Source organism: Gemmiger formicilis (assembly GCF_016901605.1).
GTDB classification, from domain to species: Bacteria; Bacillota; Clostridia; order Oscillospirales; family Ruminococcaceae; genus Gemmiger; species Gemmiger formicilis_B.
Genome location: NZ_JACJKP010000012.1, coordinates 21870 through 28945, shown reverse-complemented (window position 1 = coordinate 28945; position 7076 = coordinate 21870). Strand labels below are relative to the sequence as shown.

General features: G+C 53.7%; 7 protein-coding genes. 3 read left to right on the top strand and 4 right to left on the bottom strand.

Annotated elements, in window-relative coordinates; genetic code table 11:
• Positions 1-389, top strand: a 389-nt coding sequence (locus H6B10_RS02045) for a hypothetical protein (RefSeq protein ID WP_204649251.1), incomplete at its 5' end; no start/stop codon positions are given.
• Between the two features lie 27 nt (positions 390-416).
• Here the strand turns inward: H6B10_RS02045 and H6B10_RS02040 are convergent.
• On the bottom strand, positions 417-1016 hold the full coding sequence (locus H6B10_RS02040) for a hypothetical protein (protein WP_204649250.1): 600 nt from the start codon (positions 1014-1016) through the stop codon (positions 417-419).
• A 228-nt stretch (positions 1017-1244) separates the two neighbouring features.
• On the opposite strand from H6B10_RS02040, the gene gap reads away from it, so the two are divergent.
• Positions 1245-2273: a type I glyceraldehyde-3-phosphate dehydrogenase gene (gene gap / locus H6B10_RS02035; protein ID WP_204649249.1), complete on the top strand. Its 1029-nt coding sequence runs from the start codon at positions 1245-1247 to the stop codon at positions 2271-2273.
• 305 nt (positions 2274-2578) lie between these two features.
• On the opposite strand, the gene H6B10_RS02030 is transcribed toward gap, so the two are convergent.
• From H6B10_RS02030 to H6B10_RS02020, 3 genes are all read right to left on the bottom strand, one after another.
• Positions 2579-3655 (bottom strand): acyltransferase family protein, encoded by a 1077-nt coding sequence (locus H6B10_RS02030; protein WP_204649248.1) that lies wholly within the window; start codon positions 3653-3655, stop codon positions 2579-2581.
• Positions 3656-3664: 9 nt separating this feature from the next.
• Positions 3665-4552: a TraX family protein gene (locus H6B10_RS02025; protein ID WP_204649247.1), complete on the bottom strand. Its 888-nt coding sequence runs from the start codon at positions 4550-4552 to the stop codon at positions 3665-3667.
• A gap of 90 nt (positions 4553-4642) precedes the next feature.
• Positions 4643-5749: a DUF362 domain-containing protein gene (locus H6B10_RS02020; protein WP_204649246.1), complete on the bottom strand. Its 1107-nt coding sequence runs from the start codon at positions 5747-5749 to the stop codon at positions 4643-4645.
• Between the two features lie 205 nt (positions 5750-5954).
• On the opposite strand from H6B10_RS02020, the gene H6B10_RS02015 reads away from it, so the two are divergent.
• Complete coding sequence (locus tag H6B10_RS02015; protein WP_204649245.1) at positions 5955-7073, top strand: N-acetyl sugar amidotransferase; 1119 nt, start codon at positions 5955-5957, stop codon at positions 7071-7073.
• The last annotated feature ends 3 nt before the right edge of the window (positions 7074-7076 follow it).

The following is a 7076-nucleotide window of genomic DNA, read 5'->3' as shown; positions in this document are numbered from 1 at the left end:
GGTTGGGCAGCCCGTTGGTGGCAGGTGTTCTGCCATTGTGTATTCTGTGGCGACTGATCTGGCGGTTCCAGTTTGTTCCGGCCTCGCTGCAGCGTATGCCCTGTACCTTGCGTGTGCTCAGTGCGGTGGCGGCCCTGCTGTTTGCGGTTGTGCTGTTGAAAGTGTTTCTGGTGCCGGGATACGCCTGCGGGCACACCCTGTTTGCGGCAGGCAGCGGCTGCTTCCTGTTGTGTACCGGTCTGGAATTGACCCAAACATTGTATGAGGCTGCCAACGGCATGTTGATTCTGCCGGATTTGATGACCGGCCTGGGAATCGGAGCTTTTGGCTTGTGCGGCCTGGTGTGTGCCTGGGCATCCTGCGGTGCCGATGCGACGGAACAGGAATAAAAAATGACCGGGGCTTTCGGGCTCCGGTCATTCGTTTGGTCCGGCACAGTGGTCCTGCAAAAAAATCTGCAGAACGCTGTATCGGTCGCACAAAAGCTCTGCCGGGAACTGCGCTTCCCGCAAAGGCGTTTGAACAGACAACGGCAGGCGAAGCGCTGCTGTAAATGGCCCGCTGCCGCCGCTTTGCACCACCGCACCGCCGCAAACCGCAGCCAAGCGCAGCAACAGGGCGCGGGTGTCGGAGGGGAGATCCCGACCTGCACCACCGCGCAGGACCAGAATAGCGGCATGTGCCGTGACATCCAGCTGCAGTATGCCTGTGGGAGAGGGAGCCGCCAGCACGGCACCGATCCAGCACAGCACGGCAGCCTGCAGAAGTTGGCGCGGCAAGGCCACAGGGGCAGGCTGGGCGGCCGGCTGCAGGTACAGCCAGCCGGGGCGGCGGCGTACGCTTTCCTGTAAAGCGGTGCACAGGGTGTCCAGCTCGGCGTTCAGCTCCAAAGCGCGGGCAGGGGCGGGCGTGGCCAGTGCTTCGGCCAGGCTGAGCAGTCGCAGTTGGGGCAGGACGGAAAGCCCCTGTGCGGCGCTTTCGGCCAGTGCGTCACGGGCCGGATCATCAGAATGCATGGGACTTGCACCTCCGTTTCGGTTACAGCCTAGTCTGCGCAGTTTACGCCGCACCATGGTTGGAAAATACTGCCACGGACGGAAAAATCATAATTTTTTTGAAAAATTTGCGTTAAAAGAATAACAACCCTCTTGCAGATTGTGTAAGAATAGGGTACAATAGTAACATACCGCAGAGCGGGGAACCGCTCGCAAGGTTATACAATAAAATCTTGGGAGGATTTTACTATGGCTGTTAAAGTTGCTATCAATGGTTTTGGCCGTATCGGCCGTCTGGCTTTCCGTCAGATGTTTGAGGCGGACGGCTACGAAGTCGTCGCCATCAACGACCTGACCAGCCCCGCTATGCTGGCTCACCTGCTGAAGTACGACACCGCTCAGGGCTCTTTCCTGGGCAAGATCGGCGAGAACAAGCACACCGTCGAGGCTGGCGATGACTGCATCATCGTCGACGGCAAGAAGATCACCATCTACGCCATCAAGGACGCCAAGGATTGCCCCTGGGGCGAGCTGGGCATCGATGTCGTTCTGGAGTGCACCGGCTTCTACACCAGCAAGGAGAAGAGCATGGCTCACATCGCTGCTGGCGCCAAGAAGGTCGTTATCTCCGCTCCTGCCGGCAATGACCTGAAGACCATTGTTTACTCCGTCAACGAGAAGACCCTGACCGCTGATGATCAGGTCATCTCCGCTGCTTCCTGCACCACCAACTGCCTGGCTCCGATGGCCGACACCCTGAACAAGGCTTTCCCCATCGTTTCCGGCATCATGACCACCGTTCATGCTTACACCGGCGACCAGATGATCCTGGACGGCCCGCAGCGTAAGGGCGACCTGCGCCGCGCTCGTGCTGGTGCTCAGAACATCGTTCCCAACTCCACCGGCGCTGCCAAGGCCATCGGCCTGGTCATCCCCGAGCTGAACGGCAAGCTGATCGGCTCTGCTCAGCGTGTGCCCGTTCCCACCGGCTCCACCACCATCCTGGTTGCCGTTGTCAAGGGCAAGGACGTCACCAAGGACGCCATCAACGCCGCTATGAAGGCTGCTGCCTCTGAGAGCTTCGGCTACAACGAGGATCAGATCGTTTCTTCCGACGTCATCGGCATGCGTTACGGCAGCCTGTTCGACGCCACCCAGACCATGGTCACCAAGATCGACGACGACACCTATCAGGTTCAGGTCGTGTCCTGGTACGACAACGAGAACAGCTACACCAGCCAGATGGTCCGCACCATTAAGTACTTCGCTGAGCTGTAATCCAAATCTTCCCGCATAATATCGTGGTTTTTTGGAGCGTCAAAAGGGTGCAAGCCCTGCTGTGGTAGACCCGCTGGTGTAGAAACGCTGCCCGGCTACGACAATTGTTGACGAAAATCGTACCGCAACTACGATAAACCGATCCCACGATTTAGAAAGCCCCTTTTAGTTGTGTATGCAACTAAAAGGGGCTTTTTGTCTTATCAGTAGATGATTGGTCAAAAAATCAAATCTGATTTTTTGATTGGAAGGAGCAGTGCAAGGGAAAAATGGGCTGTGCAGAGGCTTTTTGGCATGGGGTGAAATCAGTTGAGGGTTGTTTTCACTTTACAAAATAGTTTTACCTTGATTTTTGTCCACAGCCATGTTACAAGCAAAGGCACAATTAAACCAACGGCAGTATAAATATAACACCAAGGTTGGGTGGTGAGTAAACAGGGGAACGATGCTAAGGCATAGGGGGGATACCCATATAGGTAAATCTGAAGCAGGGTGACAAGTTTGAAACTCAGGAAATGCATCATCAAAATTGACATGGTATGGTGACCGCAAAAACTAAAGAAGGTAGAAATATATTGGACATGTGTAATCAACGTTGACAGTGACCACAAAAAGAACCAGCCTAAAATGCTTACCAGAATGAAAAGCGGAACCGAGGAAAATACGCTACTGTTCAAATTGACGCTGACCATGCCGTTTAGAGACATTAGAATTGTCGAACAAGATAGGAGCAATAGTATATTGAACAGTACATCCTTTTTGTCGTTCAACAAACCAATATTTCTAAAATACATACCCACCACAAAAAGAAAATAGATAGAAAAGACAGAGTGGAAGTTTAGTTTTAATGTAATATGGTTGTTCCCAATAGCGTTCCTGATTATCAAAAATACAATGGCAAAAATCCATCGCAACAAAAAGATATGTTTTGTAGAAATCTTTTTTAGCAAATAGTCGCACAGGATGAAAAACACAGAAGCTGAAAACATGGCGCGGAGAAACCACGAAGCACCTTCCAACTGCTGTTCACCCTGAAAGAGCAATATGTTGACGAGAGAATGGAAGAACGTTTGGGCATGAAGACTCTCTGTAAGGCCATAGGCGTTTCCAGGTATCCCCTCCAGAAAACTGGGATTATTGGTATAGATATTGATTTTGATAAAAATGTTTTTGCAACACAAAAGGGATACATTCCATACAACAAATGGGATATACAATCTTTGGGTTCTTTTGATGATAAATTTCATTGCGTTTCCAATTGTATCGGAATGCGCTTCCCTTATGCAGTATCCGGAAGCAATACGGTCCGTTACCGGTACGGCACAAAAGTCGGGATATGCTACCACAGGAGTAAAGTGATACCCATCACAGTAATACCCCAAACTCCTTCCTCAGCTCACCAGTACCAAAACGCCCCAGGAAATGGCATACAGCAGATACACATGGGTGGGGTAGAAAATGTAAAACAGCTTCTTTAGGCCCGCACCCCGACGCCCGTTGTACAGCAGCATGGGAATAGCCGCAAACACACCCAGCCATTCATAAGCCACTGTAAACATCATGGAAAGATGAAAATCCGGAGTGGAAATCAGCTGTACATAGGGGAACACAAAATGAAATACCATGGTCAGCACCACAAAAGCACCGACCTGTAAATTCCGGCGCCCCCGCAGCAGATACAGGGCGATGCCAATCATAATGTAAAAACCGCCGCCGTCGGTAACCAGGTTCCAGGCGGGCAGTACGGTGTAGGCCAGCGCTGCCAGAACGGAATCCAACAGCCAGGCCGCTGGCGTAGCGTTGGCGGCCGCGTACAGCAGCAAAAAGAGAAAAGGCCATGCCAAAGGCAGCACAATAGCCGTCAGTCCCCGGCCAATGCGTTTTTCACTGACCCAGTCGATGCCCTGCCAAATGGGAATCAGGATGACGAAATTCATAAAAATGGCGTTCAGCGGGAAAAATCCGTCGGGGCGTACCGGAAAACCGGCATACATCATCAGGAACAGGAGCAACCCCATCCCGGCAGAAATAGCCCAGATGCGCCGGAAATAGCGCCGCCGGTCATGGGTATGGGCAAACCCTTCCACGGTACAGAATAAAAACAAGGGGGCTGAGAGCCGCCCAGCCATGGAAAACCACAACGGGATGGCACCGGTAAATTCAAAGAAATAGTGGATGTGATCCAGCAGCATCAGTACCAGGGCCATCAGCTTGAGGGTGGTTCCGGTAAGCCCGTGACGCAGGAACCCGCGGCGGGGCATGGAAAGTGTATCAGACATAAAAAACCTCCTGTTATTTTGGGTGTGGCCCCAGCATAACAGGAGATTCTAAGGATTTTATAAGGGAAATGTTACGCTGCGGGCGGGAGTTCAGATCTTGATCAGCTCATACTCACGGGTGCCGATGCCGATCTTTTCCGCGTGTTCCAGGCAGCTCTTCCAGTTGGTGGCGGGGCTGGAATCGGTGAAGTGGTCGTGGTGATCATGGGCCACCTCGTCCAGATGGCTGCCGGGCATGATGGGCTGACGGTTTACCGCATCCACGCAGGCCTGGTCCAAAGCCACCGGGTCAAAGCTGGCAAACATACCCACATCGGGTACAATAGGCACGTCATTCTCGGCGTGGCAGTCGCAGTAGGGCGACACATCAATGACCAGGTTGATGTGGAACTGGGGACGGCCATCCAGAACCGCCTTGGAATATTCGGCAATTTTGCAGTTCAGGATGTCGTTGCTTTCGTCCTGGGCGGGGCAGACGGCGTCCATGGGGCAAACACCGATGCAGCGACCGCAGCCCACGCACTTGTCATGGTCGATGCTGGCCTTGCCGTTGACAATGTGGGGGCCGTCGTGGGCGCAGATCTTGGCGCAGCGGCCGCAGCCGATGCAGGCGTCCTGGTTGACGTAGGGCTTGCCGGCGGAGTGCATCTCCATCTTGCCGGCACGGGAACCGCAGCCCATGCCGATATTTTTCAGCGCACCGCCAAAACCGGTGCATTCATGCCCCTTGAAGTGAGACAGGGTGATGAAGATGTCGGCATCCATGATGGCGCGGCCGATTTTGGCTTCCTTTACATAAGTGCCGCCTTCCACCGGGACCAGGGCCTCATCGGTGCCTTTCAGGCCATCGGCAATGATCACATGGCAGCCGGTGGAGAAGGGAGAAAAGCCGTTGGTATAGGCTGCGTCCATGTGGTCCAGGGCATTTTTGCGTCCGCCAACATACAGGGTGTTGCAGTCGGTCAGGAACGGTTTGCCGCCCAGTTCTTTGATGACCTTGACCACCACGGCGGCGTAGTTGGGCCGCAGGTAAGCCAGGTTGCCGGGTTCACCAAAATGGATCTTGATGGCGGCAAATTTGTTGTTGAAATCAATCTGCCCGATGCCGGCGGTTTTGATCAGCCGTTCCAGCTTCTGGGGCAGGTTCTCATTGAACGAGGTACGCAGGTCGGTAAAATATACTTTCGATGCAGACATAGTCACGCCTCCTGTTGGGGTTGTTTTGCTCTGCTCTCATTGTAAAATACCCGCTGTCAAAAAGCAACCGTCTGCCGCGGGCAAATCGCAAATTTCGCCGCTGCCCTTGCGTCGCCGCGGCAAATGGGGTACAATACAAACAAAGTCAAGCTGTTGGCATTATCTCCCTGCCGTTTTGGCGGGGTGTATACAAAGGAGAACTACCATGCGTTACTGCAAAAAATGTACCATGCCCGACACTCGTCCCGGTATCACTTTTGACGCCGAGGGAGTATGCAGCGCCTGCCGTCATTACGAGAACCGTAAAAACGTAGACTGGGACGCCCGCTTCAAGGAGTTCGAAGCCTACTGCAACAAATACCGCGGCATGAACGGCCCCGGCGGTTACGACTGTGCTGTGGCAGTCTCCGGCGGTAAGGACAGCCATTTCCAGGTTTGGATGCTCAAGGAAGTCATGCACATGAACCCCATCCTGTTCAGCGTGGAGGACAACTTCCCCATGACCCAGGCCGGTGTGCATAACCTGAAGAATATCAGCGAGGAATTCGGCTGCACCATTATCTCCTGCAAGCCCAACATCAAGGCCCAGAAGATCCTCATGCGCAAATTCTTCGAGAAATACGGCAAGCCTACCTGGTATGTGGACCGCCTGATCTATACTTTCCCGCTGCACATGGCAGCCAAGTTCAACACCCCCATGCTTTGCTACGGCGAGAACGTCAGCTTTGAGTACGGCGGCAACGCCGACAAGGAAACCTACTCCGCCATGGACCAGATCGAAAACGGTGTGGCCGTGGGCTTCCCCATGGAAGAACTGGTGGGCGACGGTGTGACCGAAAATGATCTGAGCCTGACCCTGGCCCCCAGCGCTGAGGAACGTGCCAAGCTGGACCCGTTCTATATGAGCTACTTTGTGCCTTGGAACAGCTACAAAAACTACCAGATCGCCAAGGCGCACGGCTTCCATGACCTGACCCATGAATGGGATCGTACCCACCATGCCGAGAACTTTGACCAGATCGATTCCCGCGCCTACCTGGTGCATTCCTGGCTGAAGTATCCCAAGTTCGGTCATGCGGCAGCCACCGACTACACCGCACGGTATATCCGTTACGGTATGATGACCCGGGAAGAAGCCATTCCCATCATCAAGGAGCGGGACGGCAAGCTGGACCCCCTGTGCGTGCGGGATTTCTGCAATTTCTGCGGCTATACCGAAAGTGAGTTCTGGGCCATTATGGACAAGTTCTACAACCGTGACCTGTTCGAAAAGAACGAATGCGGTGAGTGGGTCCTGAGGCACCCCATCTGGGAAGAGGCGTAACCC